Origin of the sequence: Pseudoalteromonas shioyasakiensis (genome assembly GCF_024518675.1) — a bacterium.
GTDB lineage: Bacteria > Pseudomonadota > Gammaproteobacteria > Enterobacterales > Alteromonadaceae > Pseudoalteromonas > Pseudoalteromonas shioyasakiensis_B.
The window spans coordinates 645,919-666,619 of record NZ_JANIGL010000001.1; the positions used below are offsets into that span (position 1 = coordinate 645,919).

Sequence of the window (20,701 nt, forward strand, 5' to 3'; positions counted from 1 at the left end):
TTAATATAGCAAATGAATAAGATTGATCAGATGAATATAAGAAATGTCGATCTCAACTTATTAGTGTACCTAAATGTACTCATTGATGAGCAAAATGTCTCTAAAGCCGCTAATAAGCTTGCCTTAACCCAGCCTGCGATGAGTAATGCGCTAAAGCGCTTACGTGACTTATTTGATGATCCCTTGCTTGTTCGTGCCGCAGGCAATATGACACCAACAGCTAAAGCTCTCAGTCTCAAGCCTGAAATAGAAGCATTATTAAAAATGGCTGAGGCTATTACCCAACCAAGTGAATTATTTGACCCAACCACTGCAGAAATCACATTTAGAATAATGGCCAACGACTATTTAGAGTCGACTTTAATTGCTCCCTTTATCACTGCGCAACTGCTAAAACATCCCGGCCTTAACTTTGATGTACTCAGCCCAAGTGACGTAAACCTACAAGATATGGAAAAAGGCACCATAGATTTGGCTATCAATCGCTTTAATGGTATGCCCCGCTCTTTTCATCAAGCCAGTGTGTGGCGGGATAATTATTGCTGTTTAATGCATCCTAACAATGACTATTTAAACAATGCTAACTTAGAGCACTACTTAGCAGCAGAACATATTTGGGTAAACCGAGCTGGCTGGGGAGCCGAGGCCGCAGTTACCAATAAATCTGGGAGCCAAAAACTCGGTTGGGTTGATGAAGCATTGTGGCAATTAGAGCAAACTCGCCATATTCGTGTATTCACCCGTCATTACATGGTTGCAAGTTTACTTTGCCAATCACCTAAGCTGATTGCTACATTACCGCGACGCCAAGCGATGCTACTTGCTAAACACACCGATTTGGTTATAAGTCCTGTGCCTTTTCAAATAGTACCTATCGAAGTTAAAATGCTTTGGAGCCCGCTACTTCACCATGCAAGCCCACATCAATGGCTGCGTCGTGAATTACAAGCTTTTGCAAATACCATAGCAGACCGATAGCTTAGAATAATTAATATAACACCTAGGTTAAAAGATAATTTATCCCTACTCCTATAAAAGTCGCAATGGCATAGCCTAATACACCGACCAACATACCTGGGGATATAAGGTCTTTCCAACCTTGTCCGGCCGCAATCGCAGCTGCGGCAGTTGGCCCTAAGATACATGCGCATGAGGCAATCATAAGTTCTGCTAAATCAATTTTAAGCCAGTGCCCTATAACTAATAATACAGCAAGATGAAAAACCATCAAAATCAGTAAAAATCCCACAATAAACAACGCTGGACCGAACATTTCATTTAAGTCTGCACTGACTCCAATAGTCGCAAAAAAAATATACATAAACAAAGTGCCTAGTTCAAATTCGAAACTCATTCTTGCTACTAGTTTCTTTGCAAAATTTGCCACAACCAACGATAGTAAAGTGACTGCAATAATAAACATCCCAGAAATAGGAATAATTTCCGCAACGATTCCTGCCAGAGTGCATATAACTAAACTACTCGCTATAGGCAAAATCACCGAAGGCAAGGTTACACTAGATACAGCATCCTTGATCTCTGTATCTAGTGTCTTCCTTTGCTCTTTGCTAACAATGTATTTTGATGGCACAAACCGTGTAACCAATGACATAACAGGTAATGCCATGAGTAAAATCAAAAATATCACCGCACCTATTGCATCTGCTGTTAGGGTAGATAAATAAATAGATGAATCAGTAAAACCTACGGCTTGAGATGTTGCAACAAAATTAGCACTGCCACCTATATTACTGGCTGTTAGCACTGAGACTATTTGCGCTTCCATCTCGCCTAAATCCAATAAACTTGAGGCTAATAAAGCGCCTATAACCGTTATCAGTGCTGCAAGCAAAAATACAAATAACAAACTGCCACTTTGTTGTACAACTTTTTTTAAGTCAACTCTAAACAATAATAAAGGGATCGCAATTGGCACTAATAATGACTGGATCCCATCATAAATATCACTTTTCATTGGTAGAATACCAATGTTACCGACAATTAAACTCATTAATAAAATAATAAGTGGTGCCGATATTTTTTTGCCAATTGATGTTTTCTCTGCGTACACACCAAAGATCACTACTAAAAAAATGACCGTCAGTATTTGTATCGTATTATCAGCACTAATTATTGACACTGTATTCTCCATTACGAACTACTGTTCATCTATTAAAAGCAACTACAGAGATAAACTCCAAACCTGTTCTATTGCTTTCTCATCAACAGATGCACCATGGCCATAGTCTGCGTTTAAATGGATAAGGCCACCAATACTTTTATCATATTGTAATCCACCTGACACAGGATCTGACTTGAAATGAAATGCAGAATCTAAATCTAAATAATGTATATTAGGTCTAGCGGTAGCTAAATGCGCAGCAGCGGATAAACCGAGTCGGCTTTCCCCAAAACACCCTATCATACATTTAACACCTGCTGATTCAGCAATACTGTTAATTTTAAGTGCAGAATGAATTCCCCCAGACTTGCCTAATTTAATATTCAAAATATCAACCGCTTCAGCTTTAAGTAACTTAAAAGCATCTTTGTGATTAAATAAACTTTCATCGGCACAAATTGGTTGGTTTGTCGCATTACGTAGGCGCTTCAATCCATCATAATCCCATGCTGCTATCGGTTGCTCATAGTAATCAATATTAAACTCACACAAAGCCACAATGTTTTTAACCGCTGTTGGATAGTCCCAGCCCTGATTGCTGTCTACTTTTATTGAAATATCTGGCCCTGCTAACTCACGCACAGCTTTAACATGCGGGATATCTTGTAAGCCTGAACGCCCAACTTTAAGTTTAATAGCATTAAAACCGGAATCAAAAATACTCTTTGCTAGTGCAAGGGTTTCTTCAACCGTATCTTGTATACCAACCGTTAAGTTAGTGCGTAGCTCTCTGGGTTCACCACCTAAATATTGATACAAAGGCATTTTTGCAACTTTTGCAGCTAGATCATATAAAGCCATATCAAAAGCGCAGCGAATAGAGGGATCACCAACGGTTAAATAATTAATTTCAGCAATACGGGTATCTAATGCCAATGGATTTTTACCCAATAAATGTTTTGCAAATAACTTAGCCATTTCATAATTACTTTGCTGTGAGTCACCGGTTATTTGTGCCATGGGACTTGCTTCACCCCATCCATACTCACCATCACTACTGACAATTTTCACTACAACGTTGTTTGCAGCGCTTAAAATACCTACAGGAGTTTTTAAAGCGCCAGTAAATGGAACATTTAATGTGCCTATTTCTATTTTTGAGATCACCATGTTTTGCTGCCTATCTGATACTGATCAATTTTTAATAGTCAATACAGCTATCATGATAGCTGTATTGACTCAGTAAATTAAAATGAATATGTGGCTGAAATGCCAATTGTTCTTGGTTTCACAGGTAGTGCTGTGATATTGCTAATATCAGTACCTGCAACAGCAGAACCTGAATATGCGGCATATGATGAGTTATCAAACAAGTTATTGACGTATAAATTGACTGATACATTATCAAGTTCAAACCCAGCGTTTACATCAAACAATGCATATGCATCACTTTCAATATTTAAGGCTGGTGCACTCGCGTCACCATTAGTAAATGCTGATGGCGAACTACCGATATAGCGAAAACCACCACTTAACCAACTATAAACAGAGTTAACTTGAAAATCATAGCGTGCTATTGATGAGAGCGTCCATTCAGGAACCCGTGGTAAGTGAGCACCTTTAACACCAAATAATGATGGCTCATCTTCATTTAATGTACTATTGCTATACGCTAATGCGCTTTTAATAGTTAGATTGCGTGTTGGCGCATATGTAAATGCGCCATCAAAACCATATGCTGTAATACCACCGCGAGCGTTACCCAAAGTATCTAAATCAAAAAAGGTAACATTGGCTTGGAAATCTGCCCAATCTAGATACCAAACAGACGTATCATATTGAAATTTACCACCAACTAAATCGCCTTTAGCCCCTAATTCGTAACTCCATACACTGTCTTGATCAACAGTCGTTTGAGATAATAACTCACCAGTTTGCGGGTGAAAAATTGATAAATTTGAAGATGCTGGTCGATAACCACTGGCAATCCGCGCATACAGTGAAGTTTCATCACTTGGTCTATAACGCGCTGAAAATAAATAAGTCTGGACATCATCCTTAGCCGTTTCTAATTGCTCTTCAGAGTACTGTCCACCTAACAATAGACCGTCTTGAACAAAGGTAAGTCCTAGTTCATTTTTTGAAAAACGAATACCTGCGGTCATATCAAACTGAGGCGTAAAATAGTAAGTGTAATTACCAAATGCAGCTATTTCTTTATACTCACTCGGGAAGCTAGCATATAAACCTAAGATATCAGCAGGTAAGCCAACTAAAGACTGTTCATTATTGGTACTTTCATCTGCATAAAATAAACCAGCAATCCATTCTGATTTACCGTCTGAATTAGATGTAAAGCGCAATTCGTGGGACGTTTTTTCTGAAACAGTAGCAACTGATAAAGGAGCAGCTGTAATATCACCAGGATTTAAGCCTCCTAACGTCTCTAATATTGCACCAAAGCGTGACGTTGCATCATTTGCAGAACTTGACTCACTACTTACATAACTACTGGTAAAATTTATTGATGCAAATGAAGCTTCATAATTTGCAGTTGCCGAGTAGATTTCTTGCTCTGTAACATAGTCACCGATAGCACCGTCTGATTGATATTCACCATATGTTTCTTCTTTAGCTAAGTTGCTTAAGTTTACATTTGCACCAAAGCCATATTCTGATTTTTGTTTAATACCTTTAACTCTAAAATCCAAGTCATCAGTCGCTTGGAAAAAAAAGTCCGCAGAAAAACCATAGTTATCTGAATCGTTTGCATCTTCGACTAAGACACTCCCAGTTGTACTATCAACTTGATCAACATAACCGGCATCATTAGCAGAGAAACCCGACACTGTGACACCTAATTTACCTTCAACCAGTGCACTACTTAGATAGCCTCGGTATAATTGAGATATACCACCACCATTAATTGATGAAATATCAGCAGTCACACTGCCTCTGGTTTCATCTAATGAAGGCGTACGAGAAATATAGCGCACAGCACCACCAATCGCAGTCGCGCCAAAGAGTGTTCCTTGAGGGCCTTTAATTAACTCTACACGTTCAACATCACCTAGCAAGCCATCAAAAAAAACACTTTTAGCACTGCCGAAGCCACTATTACTTGTGATAGGAACATCATCAATATACAACGCTGTTACTGCTGTTTCACCTTGTTGACTCACTCCCCTAGCAGATATAGAGCCGCTACCACGTTGACCGTTAGTACTTTCAAAATTAAAGCCAGGCGTATAACTTATAACATCACTCATTTTAGTGAGGCCACTTTTTACAAAGCTCTCAGGATCAACGGCAATAACAGAAGCCGGTACATCTTGTATTGGTTGAACGCGCCTCGACGATGTTACTGAGATTCTTTCTATTTCATTTATTTCTTCTTGTTCGTCTTGAGCCTGAGCAATTATTGGTGTACTTAGGCTGCATGTAGCTAAGATACATAACGCAATTTTATTTTTATTGAATCCAATTAACATCGATAGTTCCCCTCAACCATTGTAAAAATCATTATAATTATTTAACAAACCGCTAACTAACGCTCATTGTTTGCACAACTAAGTTACAACCTAAATACTGCATTTGTACAGCACTTTTTGTGATTAAGGCTGTTTTAATTTATTTTAGGGTAGCAATGAATAGATTTAGAGCTGATTTAAAATCTTTAAAACGAGGGAGAACAAATATGATTGGAAAAATAAATAAAGAGAAATACTTTGGTGCCACCAATGATAGATGGCACTGGGCAATACTAAACAGTATTAAACGAGAAGATCTTGGTTATGAAATTGCTTGTTATTTAATATAGCATTAAGCACACGCTCTTCAGTCTGGTTGATCATATTGTGCACTACCGACTGAATTTTTTGGGGCTCATCCGCTTTAATTACATCTAGTAGAATACCTTGTTGCTCTTTCGAAAACGGAAAGTCTTGCTTAGTTTTTATAAACAACCAATAGATTCGCATCGCGGTATCTTCTAGTTGCCTGACCCAATTTGCCATTAGTGGATAACCTGCTGGTGTGCAAAAAGCAAGATTCATCTCGCGATTGGTTTTTAAGAGCTTAAGTGCTGATTGATCATCTTGAATAGGTAGCAAAGATTGAATAATAGCATCAAGCTCATCAATTTTTTGATGGTCAATCTTTGAACCTGCTAGCGAAATTACCTCTGGCAGTAAAATTTTTCTTAGTTTAAAGTTTTGTCGAATATCTAATAGCGTTAACGGTGCTACTTGCGTGATTCGTGGCGATACACTAACTAAAAATTGATGGGCTGACAGGCGCTCTATCAAGTTGCGGGCGGCTGTACGGCTTATACCAAATTTTTCATTTAATATATTCTCTGAAATCTTATGGCTCGGTGGTAAAACTTGCGTTACCACCGCATCCATCACAATGTCATATGCTGCATCAACCCCAGTTACTTTAGTCATTTAATGTCCTACAAAGTCAAATTAACATCTTTAAATCAGCGTGTTCAATAACCATACAAGGCTAAAATCCCATACATTTTTATCCGCACTCTATTATTTATGTATTAGTTTGCGAGGAATAAAAATAGCTGACCATTATTTATTCTTTTTCATATTAAGCGGCTAATGTCCCCTAAAAATGACTTGATGTAAAGTGCTTGATGGCAAGCATTCATGCTGACCATCAAGCCTATTATCTGGACAATTACTCAAAATAATTAAAGCCCAATAGATTCCAATAGTAAAAGAACCACACCATATATAAACCACTTAGCGTTACTAAACTATAACGAACGCGAGCCAAGGTATTTTTAAATGCCTTTTGCTGCCACACAACAAGCAAATAGCGTAACTGAACAATAACGGCCGCTGTTGCAAGTAGTGCAAAGCACAACGCTATTTTCATACCTAGAGGAATTTTAAAAACCATATCATCCACACCGCTGGAAAGTGTGATGAATAAAAATACAAAAAACAAAATGTTCATCATTGCTGTGGCTATCGATGCTAAGCTCGCTTTTCTTTCAATTCCGACCATGTTTTTAAAACTTGAAAATTGATAACAAATACGCAGTATTACTGCAGTGAAAATAATTAAAATTAAAGAAATAATTAACACTGTGGTATCTGCAGATGCCGCCATTGGGGTACGGAAGAATTGTTGAACCCCAAAACCATCTACAACAAAACTGGTAATTTCGCCCTCAGCTGATTGTTGAAAAGCAATACGGCCATAACCATTTACTTCTTCAAATAAATTAGTATCTACTGCCTTATAACGTTTACCCATAATTAGTAACGTCTCACAATCCGCTAATGCTATAACCTTTAACTCACTTGTTAATCTCAACAATGATTCAAGCTGGGTAAAGTTACTACGCCATGAGGTGTAACTGCCCGCATATTTTGTTGCATCAACACCTTTGATAAAACTTTTTTCAGTTGTATGTGGGAAAAACTCATCATAAAAACCTTTTACAACAGCCTTGTGTACCGCTCCAGGTAATGGGTTACCACTAAAAGATGTAAACAGCATCAAATTCTGTGATTTTGATAAAATAAAATTTGATAAGAAGGCGGTAGTAGCACCATTATGGCCAAAAAGTTCTAAATCATCTGCACCATAACGATATTTAATAAAACCAAGCCCCATTCCTCTAACTCGTTCATCATGAACAAAGCCTTCGTTAAGCATCTGCGACATAGTACTGGCTTTTAAAATACGCTCCGATTGATAACTACCGCCATTTAAAATTGCTCTGGCAAATTTAGCCATATCAAGGGCAGTGGTTGCTGACGCCCCTGCCGGACCAAAATTAGATACAAGCTCATAGCCGGTCTCAACATAAGTACCTTGAGAAAAAGTGTAAGCTTTAGCGCGTAAATCAATCAAATGCTCCGGCAGTGGCTCAACAAATGTTGTATGAGTCATACCTAAAACATCAAAGATATGTGTTTGTACATAATCATTAAAATTCTGACCAGAAACATCAGCAACAATTAAACCAGCCAATGCCGTTGCCCAGTTAGAATATGCAACATGTTCACCAGGTGGGTTAATACGTTTAGGCTGATACGCTGCCAATGCTTGTGCAAGAGGGACAATACGCGATTGCTCTTTAATTATAAGGTGACCAATTGCTGCATCTTCAAACCCAGCTGTATGAGTTAATATATGGCGTAAAGTTACCGGCTTACCCGGCCAAGAATCTTCAACTTTTACCTCTTTTAAATAACTATTCACGTCTGTGTCTAAGTCAAGTTTCCCCTGTTCAACTAACTGCATTACTGAAACCCAAGTAAATAATTTAGATATAGAGCCAGGTCTAAATAATGTTGTGTTTGGGTCTACTGGTATTTTTTTATCAAAGTCACTGTAACCATAGCCTTTAGTAAATATGACTTGGTTATCTTTCATGACTGTGACAACCCCAGATGGGCTATGCCCTTTTTCCATATTATTTTTAACCACACCATCAAAGTATGCCTCTAGCACTTCAGGGTTTGATACATCTAATGGTGTTGCGCGTAGCTGAGGTGCCACACCCAAAAATGCAATTACTAAAATGCATTTAATCAGTACTTTGGAGGGGTTGATGAATATATTATTTATCATGTTTTAATCTCTCTTACCCATTATTTAGATACGGTTTTACTGGGGTGCTTTTTATTAATACAAAATTTACTGTAAACATAAAAAATTAACATGTACAGCTAAAAACATAGAAATAACTGCCAAATATAGAAATAAGACAGCCTTACTCATTTTTTAAATTTAATATTAAACTAAATTGCTTATTTACTTGTCGCTAACCAAGATGGTGCTTAGACGCACTAAAATAGCTCAAAACGTGACTATAAAATTCACCAAAACTGACCAATAAGCCAATTTTTCAATAACTTACTAAATTGGCACTGTATCTGCTTTATCTAAGTATGGGTGTAATAAGTGCCCTTACTAAAACAATAAAAATCAAAACAACTTAAATTTTAGGCAAAGAGGCCCGCTCATTAATGTTTTATAGCATTAAAGTGCGGGCTTTTTTGTGTTTGTAAACCGTCAAAACTAAGGAATACCACATGCAAACACCCCAACATATTCTCGTCATAGGTAATGGCATGGTGGGTCATCACTTTGTTGAACAAATGCGAGCAAGTGACGAAAACGCTATCATAACCGTGTTATGCGGTGAAGCTAACTTAGCCTACGATCGGGTTTACCTGTCGAGCGTTTTTGATGGTAAGCGGCCTGCTGATCTTGCCTTAACAACGAGTGAAAATTATCAGCAACTCAATATTGATGTGCATACCAATACCTGGGTTGACCAAATAGATAAACAAAACAAAGTTGTGCACACTAAAAGCGGTTTGCAATTTAATTATGACAAACTCGTCATTGCAACTGGCTCTTACCCATTTGTGCCACCTATTCCTGGTAATGATCAGCCACACTGTTTGGTTTACCGTACACTCGAAGACTTAGAGTCAATACAACAAAGTGCCAAAGTTAGTAAAGTAGGCGTCGTGGTTGGGGGAGGTTTACTTGGATTAGAAGCAAGTAATGCATTGAAGCAGCTAGGCTTAGATACCCATGTAGTTGAGTTTGCGCCACAGTTAATGGCAGTACAGCTCGACGAGGTGGGTGGTGAATTACTGAAAAATAAAATAGAGCAGCTCGGTGTTACGGTACACACAGGCAAGGCAACGCAAGAAATAGTTAAAGGTGAGCAGTGTCGCTATCGTATGAATTTTAGTGACGGTAGCTACCTTGAGACTGACATTATCTTGTTTTCTGCAGGTATTCGTCCTTATGATCAGCTTGGACGCTCAACAGAATTAGAAATTGGCCCACGTGGCGGTATTGTGATCAATGATCAATGCCAAACATCAGATCCTGATATTTATGCCATTGGCGAGTGCGCACTTTGGAATAGCTTTATTTTTGGTTTAGTGGCCCCCGGTTACAACATGGCTCGGGTTGTCGCGAGCCAGTTTAGTCAGGGTGATTTAGTGTTCTCTGGTGCTGATATGAGTACCAAATTAAAGTTACTCGGCGTCGAAGTGGGCTCAATTGGCGATGCCCATGGTAAAACCGAAAACTGTAAAGAAATGGTTTACCAAGATCCCATTCGAGGAAGCTACAAAAAAATCGTTTTTAATGAACAAGCTGACAAACTCATTGGTGCTGTGCTTGTAGGCGATACCAGTGATTACGATACATTACTACAGTACATGTTGAACGACATGACGTTACCTGAAAACCCTGAATGCTTAATTTTACCAATCACAGGTGATGCTCCTGCACTTTCAAGCTCAGCATTACCAGACGCTGCAACGATTTGTTCATGCCACAATGTTAGTAAAGGCGATATTATTAGTGCCATCGATGGCGGAGCTTGTGAGCTGGGTGAAGTCAAAAGTTGTACCAAGGCGGCCAGCGGTTGTGGTGGCTGTGCAGCACTACTAAAGACAGTGGTGGATCAAGAGCTCGAATCACGTGGCGTCGAAGTTAACAATCATATTTGTGAACACTTTGATTACTCGCGCCAAGAGTTAATGCACTTGGTAAAAGTAGAAGGTATTAAAACTTTCGAGTTATTATTAGAAAAGTTTGGCCAAGGCAAAGGCTGCGATATTTGTAAACCAGCAGCGGCAAATATTTTAGCTGCGACATGGAATGACTTCATCTTAGAAAAGCCCCATGTTGGCTTACAAGATACCAACGATACTTTTTTAGCTAACATGCAAAAAGATGGTTCTTATTCTGTAGTACCTCGTATTGCCGCGGGTGAGATCACACCTGATAAACTCATTGTGTTAGGCGAAGTAGCACAAGAGTTCAACTTATATTGCAAAATCACAGGTGGTCAACGTATCGATTTATTTGGTGCGCGTTTAGAGCAATTGCCTATTATTTGGCAAAAGCTCATTGAAGTTGGCTTTGAAACGGGTCACGCCTATGGTAAGTCATTACGTACCGTTAAATCATGCGTCGGCAGCACTTGGTGTCGATATGGTGTTCAGGACAGTGTTGGCCAAGCAATCGATATAGAGAATCGCTATAAAGGTTTACGCTCCCCACATAAAATTAAAATGGCTGTTTCAGGCTGTACTCGCGAATGTGCTGAAGCACAAAGTAAAGATATTGGCGTAATTGCCACTGAGAATGGTTGGAATCTTTATGTGTGTGGTAATGGTGGCATGCGCCCACGTCATGCCGACTTATTCGCTACTGACTTAGATACACAAACTTTAATCACCTATATCGACCGAATATTAATGTTCTATATAAAAACTGCCGACAAGCTTCAGCGCACTTCAGTGTGGATGGAAAACCTTGAAGGTGGTTTAGATTACCTTCGTCAAGTCGTGATTGAAGACAGTTTAGGATTATGTGCTGAACTAGAAGCGCAAATGGAGCATGTTGTGCAAACCTATCAATGTGAATGGAAAACCACTATTGAAAGTGACAGCGCAGTTAAACGGTTCCGCCAATTCGTCAACAGCCCAGCACAAGATGACAATATTTTATTTGTCCAAGAGCGTAATCAAATTCGCCCTGCAACTAAATCTGAAAAACTAAACCATTCTCGTAGTAGCGAGCAGTTAATTCCTGTTGTTGAGATCGAAAAGGAGCAAGACAATGTTATGGCATGATATCGCATCAATTGATGACTTAGTAGCAAACAGCGGCGTATGTGCGCTGGTAGAGAATAAACAAGTGGCTTTGTTTTATTTACCTGATGAATCTACGCCGGTATTTGCTATAGATAACTATGATCCAATAGGCGAAGCAAATGTGCTTTCTCGCGGTATTATCGGCACAGTACAAGGCCAGCTTGTTGTTGCTTCACCACTATATAAGCAGCATTTTTGTCTGCATACTGGCCACTGTTTAGAGCAAACCGATAAAAGTGTCTCAACTTATACAGTTAAAATTGACAATGACCGTGTGTTTATAGCAGGCCAAGCGTGTGCTGAACAAACTAGCGCAGCTTAGTTAAGGGGAACAAGATGAGCGTACTTTCTTATTTTATGGGCACTGAATCGAACAAGGTTACCCATTGGTTTGCTAAATCTTTTAGTTTCAATAAAGCAAAAGCCAATAAAGGGCGCGTGTATCTTATAGGTGCAGGCCCTGGCGACCCAGAGCTTATCACCGTTAAAGCTCAGCGGTTAATAGAAAGTGCCGACGTCATTCTCTACGATTGGTTAGTCTCGGTTGAGCTGCTACGTACTTTACCAGAAAACGCACAACGGGTGTTTGTTGGCAAACGCGCCAACAAACATTCAATGCAGCAAGCTGAAATAAGTAAGTTATTGGTTAAATACGCGCAACAAGGCCATACAGTTGTCAGACTCAAAGGCGGTGATCCGAGTATCTTTGCCCGTGTAAATGAAGAAGCTGATGCCCTAGCAGAGCATAATATTCCCTTTGCTATAGTTCCGGGTGTAACGACTGCTTGCGCTGCATCGGCTTATACAGGCATACCACTGACCGCACGAGGGGTTGCCCGCAGTGTTACCTTTATGACTGCGCAATTTGCCGATCCAAAACAGCAGCCTAAATGGCAAAACTATCAATATCTATCAAATCAGGATAATCCAACCCTAGTGGTATATATGGGTTTGGGGCGTTTGCAACAACTATCACAAGGTCTGCAATCAGTAGGTTGGCCAGCGACAACACCAATAGCCTTACTTGAACAGGTAACTACGACAAGCCAGCAGGTTATTCGGGGCACGTTAGAGAATATCACACAAAAATCCACAGCCGCTAAGTTAACGGGGCCAACATTAATAATGATTGGTGAAGTCATTAATCATCAAATGGCAGTCGAACAACAATTACTCAATATAACCGCTACACAGGTTTAGCCCACCTTTACTCTGCTTTCGCATGGTAACAAACTCTCCCCATACTCCTTTAATAAAACACATATATTTAGGGCCTGCGGCCCTTTTCCTTATAACTTTAACGTAGACTCTACATTTAACTAATCGCAATAAAATTAAATATATCAAGCGCTATGCAAGTAATGATAAAACTAGCAAACAGGCTAGCAATGCTGACAGCCCCTGGTAAAAGCGTAAGGGATTTTTTTCTAGCCAAGGTTGGCTAATTTGACCCATCAATGCTGGGTTGGGGTGGTGTAAATCATAAATGAATTCAGACAAAACGTGATAACGTTTAGCGGGGTTTGGCTGCAATGCTTTTTTTAATGTCGCATCAAGCCAAAGCGGAATATCGCGCTGCGGATCAACGACAGGTTGGTATGTTAGTTTATATTGCGCTGATAGTGTTCTGGCTTTCGCAACATTAACACCATACGGGAAACGACCACTAAGCATATAATAAGTGAGTACAGCGAGTGAAAACAAATCTGAACACGCGCTACCACCCGCACCGACAAAATACTCCGGCGCTGTATACATCGCGGTGCCTAGTAACTGACTTTCTTCGAGTTCAGCGAGACCCGCAATCCGTACCGAGCCTAAGTCAATTATTTTTACTGTCCCATGACTATCAATCATAATATTTTCAGGACGTAAATCTTGATGCAAAATATCACTTTTGTGCAGCACCATTAAGCCTTTGGCTATTTGTGAAATTATATCGCGAATAGCCGATAGACTAGGTTGAGGATGATCTCGCAACCACTGTGCTAATGTATCTCCTTGAATATATTCACTGAGGGTATAGCAGTAATTACGTGGTCGTATTGAGCGCGGAATGGCCACAATATGAGGGCTATTAACTTTTTTCGCCGCCCACTCTTCTAGCATTAATCGCTCTAAATATTCTTTATTTTCTGATAAATCAGTAGACGGTGTTTTAATTATTAATTGCAAAGCCGTGGATAAATCTTCAGCTAAATAAACATGGCTTCGGCTAGAACTATGAATTGGGCGAATAATTTTATAACCATCAAATTCATCATTGCTAGATAAAATGGGGGGTAACGGTAAAGGTTTATCAAATAAGGTGTGTTGATCACTAACATCTATATTATCCACTACCACAACTTGTACCGTAAGATTATCTGTACTCCCGCCATTAAACGCAGTGGTAACAAAAGCCTGCGCACAAGCATCTAAATCATGCTGATATTGATTGTAAATTTGCTGCATCATGCTGGGGGTTAAATAATCGCTTACACCATCTGTCATTAAGAAAAACACATCATTGTTTTCAAGTGCAATAGTTTGATGGTCCAACTGTAACTGTCCAGCAGCGCCTAAGGCTCGGCTTAAATAGCTATTATCACTACCATGGTGCAATCGATGATCACGCGTAAGTTGCGAAGTGTGTGTGTCACGTAAGTGATAGATCCGACTATCACCAATATGTAAAACATGTGCGTGTTGTTTTTTTAAGATAAGAGCTGAAAAAGTACACACATAGCCCCTTTCGACTTCAAAACGAAAAGGCCCTTGTTGATTCTGGGCAAAAAGCCAAGCATTGGTACTGTTTAGTACTTGGCTTGCAGCATGGCTCACAGACCAAGCATCACTAGTGCAATAGTAATCGGATAAAAAACTCTTGATTGCCGTTTCACTTGCAACTTGGCTGACTTGTGAACTACTAACACCATCACTTAACGCAACCACGGCTCCTTTTAATTCTAATTCAGGGCTATGTGGCACGAAAGCGCCGTAGCAATCTTGATTAATATCTTTGCTTCCGGCGCTTGAATACTGCCCTATACGAACAGATAAGTGGCTCATTCTAAGTTAACTTGTCACAGGCTTGCTTAATGACTCTTTTGCTGTATTAAGTGCACGTTTAGGCGCCGTTTTATAATGGGTTGTGTATAAGGTTAATCCCGTAAACGCCAGCCCACCAACTAAATTACCGAGTGCTGTTGGGATCTCATTCCATATTAAGTAGTCCATTACTGAGAAATCCCCTCCCATCATTAAAGCAAATGGAAACAAAAACATATTCACAACAGAGTGCTCGAAGCCCATAAAAAAGAACAACATCACTGGCATCCACATCGCAATCACTTTGCCACTAACATGTGTTGAAATCATCGCACCCACAACACCAAGAGAGACCATCCAATTGCATAACATGCCGCGAATAAAAATGGTTAGCCAGCCAGCAGTGCCATATTCAGCATAACCTAAAGTACGCGCTTCACCAATGTGCCCTACTTTTGCAGCGATGGCACCACCATCGGTATTAAACCCATAGGTGAAAACAAAGGCCATCATAAAAGCAACAGTTAACGCCCCTAAAAAGTTACCGACAAAAACTTTACCCCAATGCGGTAAAATTTGCGACCATGTCACACCTGGGCGTTTGGCCAGCCACGCTAGTGGTGTCAGTACAAATACCCCTGTTAGTAAATCAAAGCCCATTAAATACAGCATAATAAAGCCAACAGGAAAAAGCACAGAACCTAATAAGTGCGAGCCACTTGCTACGGCTACGCTCACCGCAAACACTGCAGCGAGGGCTAAAATAGCACCCGCCATAAATGCTCGAATAAGAGTATCTCGGGTTGACATATAAATTTTAGACTCTCCTGAGTCCACCATTTTAGTTACAAACTCTGTGGGAATTAAATAAGCCATAAATCTTCACCTTAATTAGCCACAACTATCCATTGTCGCTTTTCGTTATTAATCGGTTTTATTGTATCAATCTGTGTTACTTGCTGGTTAACAGGCACAAAAAAACGCCTACTACTGACTCAATTCTGAGTAAGTATGTAGACGTCTTCGTCTTATAAATAGTTTGTGTGGATAATATCCAATTGACACAACTTTAGTAGCAACAAAAATGCCAACTAAATAAATATTGTTTTTATTTATATAAAACAGTTTATTACGTCAAACAATAAATTATTAGCTCACACTGTCCATAACCATTTTCGTGCAACTTCACCTACTGTTGCACCAAACGTGTTCAGTGCTTTTCAGGCTGCACCATACAAACGCTTACTTTTTATTGATTAAATCAATATCAGTTATTGAAAACAACAATTTCATTAATAGTACTCTTAGCGCTAGAGTAAAGTCATACCAAATAACTCACTCACACAACAAAGAGACACGATTATGATGCAAACAACAGCAAGCTTTACCCAGCAAGATGGTTTATTCATTGATGGCAATCTACATGCATTTATTGAGCAACAACTTTGTCAACAAGCAACCTTAACCTGTGAAGATGTGTATCAAGCACTGGCGACTTTAGTTGATGAATTTGGTTGTCAATGTCGTAAAAACAAGCATGAAGATGATGCGGCTTTAGACGCACAAACCTTATTACATGCATACCAAGTTGAACACGCGCATCCGCATTGCCATGTTGACGCGCAAACAACAACCGCAGTATTAGATGAGTTTTGTTGCCAGGTGCCCGCCATTATTGTTGTAGCATTAATGGATACTTTAAGTGGCACAGCAAGTAATGAGCGTGGCGCAAAAGATATTTATCAACGTGCAGCGCAATTAACAAATCGCCCATGCATGTACCAAGTTAATGTTTTAAATACTAATGCAGCTTAAGTTATGGTTGTTCTATACGCTCGATGATCTTCTTTGCAAAATCACTGCAACTGAGGATTGTCGAGCTTTGCATATGACTTTCAAGATCAAAGGTCACTTCATTTGCCGCCAAAGTGGCTGATAAAGCTGATTCTATTGCGTGAGCGGCTTCATGCCAGTTCATAAATCGCAGCATCATCACCGCACTTAAAATACTACTACTTGGATTTGCCGAGTTTTTTCCTGCAATCCGCTCGAATGGGCCATGCGTGGGTTCAAAAAATGCTACATCATTGTTTAAATTTGCCGCAGGCATAATACCGATGCCGCCCACCTGTGCGGTCAACATATCTGCTAGGTAATCTCCGTTTTGATTCGTTGTGACAACCACATCAAACTGTTCTGGGGTCATGAGTGCTTGTTGCAGCATGTTGTCAGCTATCACTTCTTTAATAATGAGTGGGGGTTGCTGATCGCGCTCTATCACAAGCCAACGACCATTATCATGCTCTTTCGCACCGAATTCTCGTTTAGCTAAATCAAATCCCCAGCGCTTGAATGCACCTTCTGTAAACTTTAAAACATTCCCTTTATGAACAACAGTCAGAGATTCACTTTTGTGCTCAAGTGCATACTCTACGGCATAACGCATTAATCGCTCTGCCCCTTCTTTTGATATATTTTTGATGCCAATTGCACATTGCTGATCGAATCGAAGTCGGGTTACGCCCATTTCTTGACACAGAAAATCGAGTACTTTTTCCGCTTCGACACTGCCCGCTTGCCATTCAATACCCGAATATACATCTTCAGAGCTATCTCTGATCACCACAATGTTCGTTTTTTCTGGTTGTTTTAACGGTGAGGGTAATGCACTGTAGCCCTTTATTGGACGCATATTCACAAACAGATCCATTTCATGGCGTAAAGCAACATTGAGTGAACGAAAGCCACCGCCCAGTGGCGTGGTAAGCGGTCCTTTAATTGCTATTTTAAACTGTCTAACAGCATGAATTGTCTCTTGAGGAAACCAATCACCATCATACAATCGGGCAGCTTTTTCACCATTGTATACTTCCATCCAGTGGATTTTTCTACTAGTACCATAGCAGTGCGCAACAGCACTATTAACAATCTGGCGCATAATGGGGGTAATGTCTTGGCCGACACCATCGCCTTCGATAAAGACAATAATCGGGTTATCTGGTATGTGCCAACGCCCTTGTCCATCGATATTAATTTGCTCGCCTTCAGACGGTATTGATATATGTTGATATTGCATAAGCCTCTTACACGATTCATACCAGAGAAGATAATATATTAAATCATTTGCTTACTGACTTGTCTGCATACTAAAAGTAATACTGGTTATTCAACAGTAAAATGCTTGGCCACTAAGATGGCTCAGCCAGAACATCATCAATGGCTGCAAATAAAGCATTTACTAACTGAGTATCAAACGTGACTGAATCAGCTTTTATAATTTTATCTAATTCAACTGACTTCTTATAAAGACTTGAGCAATCAAACATTCCTGCGGTTCCTTTTATCATGTGCACACTTTGGGCAAAGCCTGTCATATCACCAGATTTAAACTGTTGCAGTAACGTTTCTTTTTGAATGCGTAGCCCTTGAATATAATCATGTTTGAGTAATTCAAATTCATGATCAGGGAGCTTTACATCATCAGCTATCTCAATATCTAGGTAGCTGGCAATTTTATGGCTAAACTGAGTTCTATCGATTGGTTTTGCGATATGATCAATAAATCCCTGCTTTAAGTAACGGTCAATTTCATGTTTCATGGTATTCGCCGTTAAAGCCACGATAGGTGTTGTCAGTCCCGTAGCTTGCATGATATGGATTGCTTGTTCTCCATCCATAATTGGCATTTGGATATCAAGTAAAATTAAGTCAAATTGCTCATCAAGTGTTGCTTGAACTGCATCTTGCCCATTTTCAACCGCTGTCACTGTTAAGCCCATTCGCTCTAAGATTCGTTTGATCAGTTGGCGGTTTTCAGGATGGTCTTCGGCTATTAGCACCTCACCAACGAGGTTTCGTTGACAGGTATCTGCTAAGGCTTCTTTTGAATCGCGTCTATTTACCTCATCAAATGAATTAATCCACTTGGTTTGATCTGTCGTTTTCAAACTAAGTGCCAAACAAAACTCACTACCACTGCCAACTTCTGAACGGACGCTTATGTCGCCCTCTAACTTCTGCGCCAAACTCTTTGAAATATTCAAACCAAGACCGGTTCCACCATATTTACGCGAAATTGAAGAATCTGCTTGATAAAACGGCGAAAACAATTCTTTTTGCTCGCTTTCAGTCATGCCGATTCCAGTGTCTTTAACTGTAATTTGAAGTTGCTCTGGTGAGCAAGCAACCACTAATCGAATATGCCCAACACTGGTAAACTTGAGTGCATTGGTCGCTAAATTCAATAAAATTTGTCTAAGGCGCGTGGGATCTGAAATAATCCAATCAGGTAAAGGAAACGCATAATCAACACCAAATTTTAATCCTTTATCGCGAATTTGCTTGCCAAGTAATGATTCAATTTCCGCAATTGTGGCAAATAGTTCTGTTTCAACTAAATCAATTTCTAAGCGGTTTGCCTCAATTTTCGACATATCTAATATGTCATTAATTAAGCCCAACACATGACGACTATTTTGCAAAATAACCCGTATGCCGTGGTTACGCTCATGCGGCTTAATATCTCCCAAAATAATGCCATCTGCGTAGCCAATTATAGAGGTCATCGGGGTGCGAATTTCGTGGCTCATATTCGCTAAAAAGCGACTTTTCGCTTCACTGGCGTCTCGTAATTCTTCCGCTAATTGTTGTAATTCGTGAGTACGTGACTGCACTTTTTGCTCTAAATTTTTTGTTAGCTCTACATTTTCATCGTGTAAAATTCTGAATTTGTTAGCAACAGCAAATGCTAATAGCATGGCATCAAGCGCAGTACCAATTAACCCAAGTAAATATAAATCAAAGGCCATCGGCGCAATCAAGCCAAGGTTGGTTAAATTACCAATCATATTAGGGATAGCCATAGCTAAATAAGCCAGCACAAAGTATCGTGCCGGTTTAAAACCACTCATCCAGCTTCTGATACCTACAAGCATCCCTAAGCACAAGGTAGCTCCGGTCACGAGTGTTGCCCAAATAAAGCCAAAGCCAGGCCAAATGATTGCTAACGGAACCCCCGCAGTGGCAATATAGCCCAAAGATAAAGACACCAAGGATAATTGAGGTGATGTCTCTCTCAACCTTAGTAAATTGTTATAAAACAGTATATTAGCCATCGGAATAAGGCTAAAGCCCAACCAATGAAAATGAGCGTTATAAAAACCGAAGATCTGATCAGGAATATGAAAAAACTGGCTCCAAGCCAGCACCCAGCACGCGGTAAATAACGCATAATAAAGATGGGTTACATCACGAGCAGCAAAATATATTAGTAAGTTATATAACCCAAGCGCAATACCCACGCCAAAGCATAGCAACATAATCATATTTTGAGATGTGGTTTTGGCAAAAAACGCATCGTATGGAGTAAGCACAAGCTTAGGGGGGGTGTAAAAGTAATCGCTTTGAAACTTAGCGATTAAAAAGTAGGATTTGCCGGGCGTAAGCTTTATTTTATTACCATAATGAAAGGCAAATTCATTCTCGATTATGCCACCGGTTTCGTAACGTTCGACAGCACGGCTAGGATCTGACATATCATAAATACGTGTCTCAATTTTAGACAGTAATGTATTGTAAGGAAATAGCACTAATTCCTGCAACTGGCTTTGATTCTCAAGTTGAATTACAAACCAAAAACTGCCGCCAAAAAAAGTGGTTCTCTGTTGCGGTTTTTTCGTCTCAAGCCACGTTGACACCTGGGCGCTATTTACTGGGAAGGCCCCATTTCTAACTTCAAATACATGACCTTGATTTAACAAGTTAGCACTTTGCTCGGGTGCTTTATAAATATATACATCTGAACTATTTGCTGCTTCCACATACGAGCAACATATAATAAAAATGCATAGCAATCGTTTTAGTATTGCCCGAGCTGGCATACATC

The 20,701-nt window shown here is 39.7% G+C and carries 14 protein-coding genes; 5 read left to right on the plus strand and 9 right to left on the minus strand.

Going from position 1 to position 20,701, the window contains the following annotated elements; translation table 11 throughout:
• The first annotated feature begins 30 nt into the window (after positions 1–30).
• Complete coding sequence (locus NQT69_RS02845) at positions 31–978, plus strand: LysR family transcriptional regulator (RefSeq protein ID WP_256826195.1); 948 nt, start codon at positions 31–33, stop codon at positions 976–978.
• Between the two features lie 22 nt (positions 979–1,000).
• On the opposite strand, the gene NQT69_RS02850 is transcribed toward NQT69_RS02845, so the two are convergent.
• The 5 genes from NQT69_RS02850 to NQT69_RS02870 form a co-directional block, all read right to left on the minus strand.
• Entirely contained in the window at positions 1,001–2,140 is a 1,140-nt protein-coding gene (locus NQT69_RS02850) for a DUF819 family protein (RefSeq protein ID WP_256826196.1), read from the minus strand.
• Between the two features lie 42 nt (positions 2,141–2,182).
• On the minus strand, positions 2,183–3,292 hold the full coding sequence (locus NQT69_RS02855; protein WP_256826197.1) for a mandelate racemase/muconate lactonizing enzyme family protein: 1,110 nt from the start codon (positions 3,290–3,292) through the stop codon (positions 2,183–2,185).
• Between the two features lie 77 nt (positions 3,293–3,369).
• Complete coding sequence (locus tag NQT69_RS02860; RefSeq protein ID WP_256826198.1) at positions 3,370–5,613, minus strand: TonB-dependent receptor; 2,244 nt, start codon at positions 5,611–5,613, stop codon at positions 3,370–3,372.
• 282 nt (positions 5,614–5,895) lie between these two features.
• Positions 5,896–6,570 (minus strand): GntR family transcriptional regulator, encoded by a 675-nt coding sequence (locus NQT69_RS02865; protein WP_256826199.1) that lies wholly within the window; start codon positions 6,568–6,570, stop codon positions 5,896–5,898.
• 244 nt (positions 6,571–6,814) lie between these two features.
• The gene (locus NQT69_RS02870) at positions 6,815–8,725 is read right to left on the minus strand and encodes a serine hydrolase domain-containing protein (protein ID WP_256826200.1); all 1,911 of its coding nucleotides are present in this window, start codon (positions 8,723–8,725) and stop codon (positions 6,815–6,817) included.
• 464 nt (positions 8,726–9,189) lie between these two features.
• Here NQT69_RS02870 and nirB point away from each other — a divergent pair, with 464 nt between their 5' ends.
• Genes nirB through cobA form a run of 3 tightly spaced genes read left to right on the plus strand, consistent with a single transcriptional unit; the run spans position 9,190 to position 12,987 of the window.
• A complete protein-coding gene (gene nirB / locus NQT69_RS02875; RefSeq protein ID WP_256826201.1) occupies positions 9,190–11,766 on the plus strand; it encodes a nitrite reductase large subunit NirB in 2,577 nt (858 codons plus the stop codon).
• Positions 11,753–12,109: a nitrite reductase small subunit NirD gene (gene nirD, locus NQT69_RS02880; protein ID WP_256826202.1), complete on the plus strand. Its 357-nt coding sequence runs from the start codon at positions 11,753–11,755 to the stop codon at positions 12,107–12,109. Before nirB ends, nirD begins: the two co-directional genes overlap by 14 nt.
• Positions 12,110–12,123: 14 nt before the next feature.
• Positions 12,124–12,987, plus strand: coding sequence for a uroporphyrinogen-III C-methyltransferase (gene cobA / locus NQT69_RS02885; protein WP_256826203.1), 864 nt, complete (start codon positions 12,124–12,126; stop codon positions 12,985–12,987).
• A gap of 150 nt (positions 12,988–13,137) precedes the next feature.
• Here cobA and NQT69_RS02890 read toward each other — a convergent pair whose 3' ends face one another.
• A complete protein-coding gene (locus NQT69_RS02890) occupies positions 13,138–14,838 on the minus strand; it encodes a bifunctional protein-serine/threonine kinase/phosphatase (protein WP_256826204.1) in 1,701 nt (566 codons plus the stop codon).
• Between the two features lie 6 nt (positions 14,839–14,844).
• Positions 14,845–15,693 (minus strand): formate/nitrite transporter family protein, encoded by an 849-nt coding sequence (locus NQT69_RS02895; protein ID WP_256826205.1) that lies wholly within the window; start codon positions 15,691–15,693, stop codon positions 14,845–14,847.
• Between the two features lie 489 nt (positions 15,694–16,182).
• Here NQT69_RS02895 and NQT69_RS02900 point away from each other — a divergent pair, with 489 nt between their 5' ends.
• Positions 16,183–16,632: a hypothetical protein gene (locus NQT69_RS02900; protein ID WP_256826722.1), complete on the plus strand. Its 450-nt coding sequence runs from the start codon at positions 16,183–16,185 to the stop codon at positions 16,630–16,632.
• Between the two features lies 1 nt (position 16,633).
• Here NQT69_RS02900 and icd read toward each other — a convergent pair whose 3' ends face one another.
• Together icd and NQT69_RS02910 are read right to left on the minus strand one after the other, a co-directional pair.
• Positions 16,634–17,893 (minus strand): NADP-dependent isocitrate dehydrogenase, encoded by a 1,260-nt coding sequence (icd, locus tag NQT69_RS02905; RefSeq protein WP_256826206.1) that lies wholly within the window; start codon positions 17,891–17,893, stop codon positions 16,634–16,636.
• Between the two features lie 112 nt (positions 17,894–18,005).
• Positions 18,006–20,696, minus strand: coding sequence for a 7TM diverse intracellular signaling domain-containing protein (locus NQT69_RS02910; protein WP_256826207.1), 2,691 nt, complete (start codon positions 20,694–20,696; stop codon positions 18,006–18,008).
• Positions 20,697–20,701 lie beyond the last annotated feature (5 nt).

Coding starts and splice junctions, on each gene's coding strand:
- NQT69_RS02845 (WP_256826195.1), top strand. CDS start 31: ATGAATATAAGAAATGTCGATCTCAACTTATTAGTGTACCTAAATGTA.
- NQT69_RS02855 (WP_256826197.1), bottom strand. CDS start 3,292: ATGGTGATCTCAAAAATAGAAATAGGCACATTAAATGTTCCATTTACT.
- NQT69_RS02860 (WP_256826198.1), bottom strand. CDS start 5,613: ATGTTAATTGGATTCAATAAAAATAAAATTGCGTTATGTATCTTAGCT.
- NQT69_RS02865 (WP_256826199.1), bottom strand. CDS start 6,570: ATGACTAAAGTAACTGGGGTTGATGCAGCATATGACATTGTGATGGAT.
- NQT69_RS02870 (WP_256826200.1), bottom strand. CDS start 8,725: ATGATAAATAATATATTCATCAACCCCTCCAAAGTACTGATTAAATGC.
- nirB (WP_256826201.1), top strand. CDS start 9,190: ATGCAAACACCCCAACATATTCTCGTCATAGGTAATGGCATGGTGGGT.
- nirD (WP_256826202.1), top strand. CDS start 11,753: ATGTTATGGCATGATATCGCATCAATTGATGACTTAGTAGCAAACAGC.
- cobA (WP_256826203.1), top strand. CDS start 12,124: ATGAGCGTACTTTCTTATTTTATGGGCACTGAATCGAACAAGGTTACC.
- NQT69_RS02890 (WP_256826204.1), bottom strand. CDS start 14,838: ATGAGCCACTTATCTGTTCGTATAGGGCAGTATTCAAGCGCCGGAAGC.
- NQT69_RS02895 (WP_256826205.1), bottom strand. CDS start 15,693: ATGGCTTATTTAATTCCCACAGAGTTTGTAACTAAAATGGTGGACTCA.
- NQT69_RS02900 (WP_256826722.1), top strand. CDS start 16,183: ATGCAAACAACAGCAAGCTTTACCCAGCAAGATGGTTTATTCATTGAT.
- icd (WP_256826206.1), bottom strand. CDS start 17,893: ATGCAATATCAACATATATCAATACCGTCTGAAGGCGAGCAAATTAAT.
- NQT69_RS02910 (WP_256826207.1), bottom strand. CDS start 20,696: ATGCCAGCTCGGGCAATACTAAAACGATTGCTATGCATTTTTATTATA.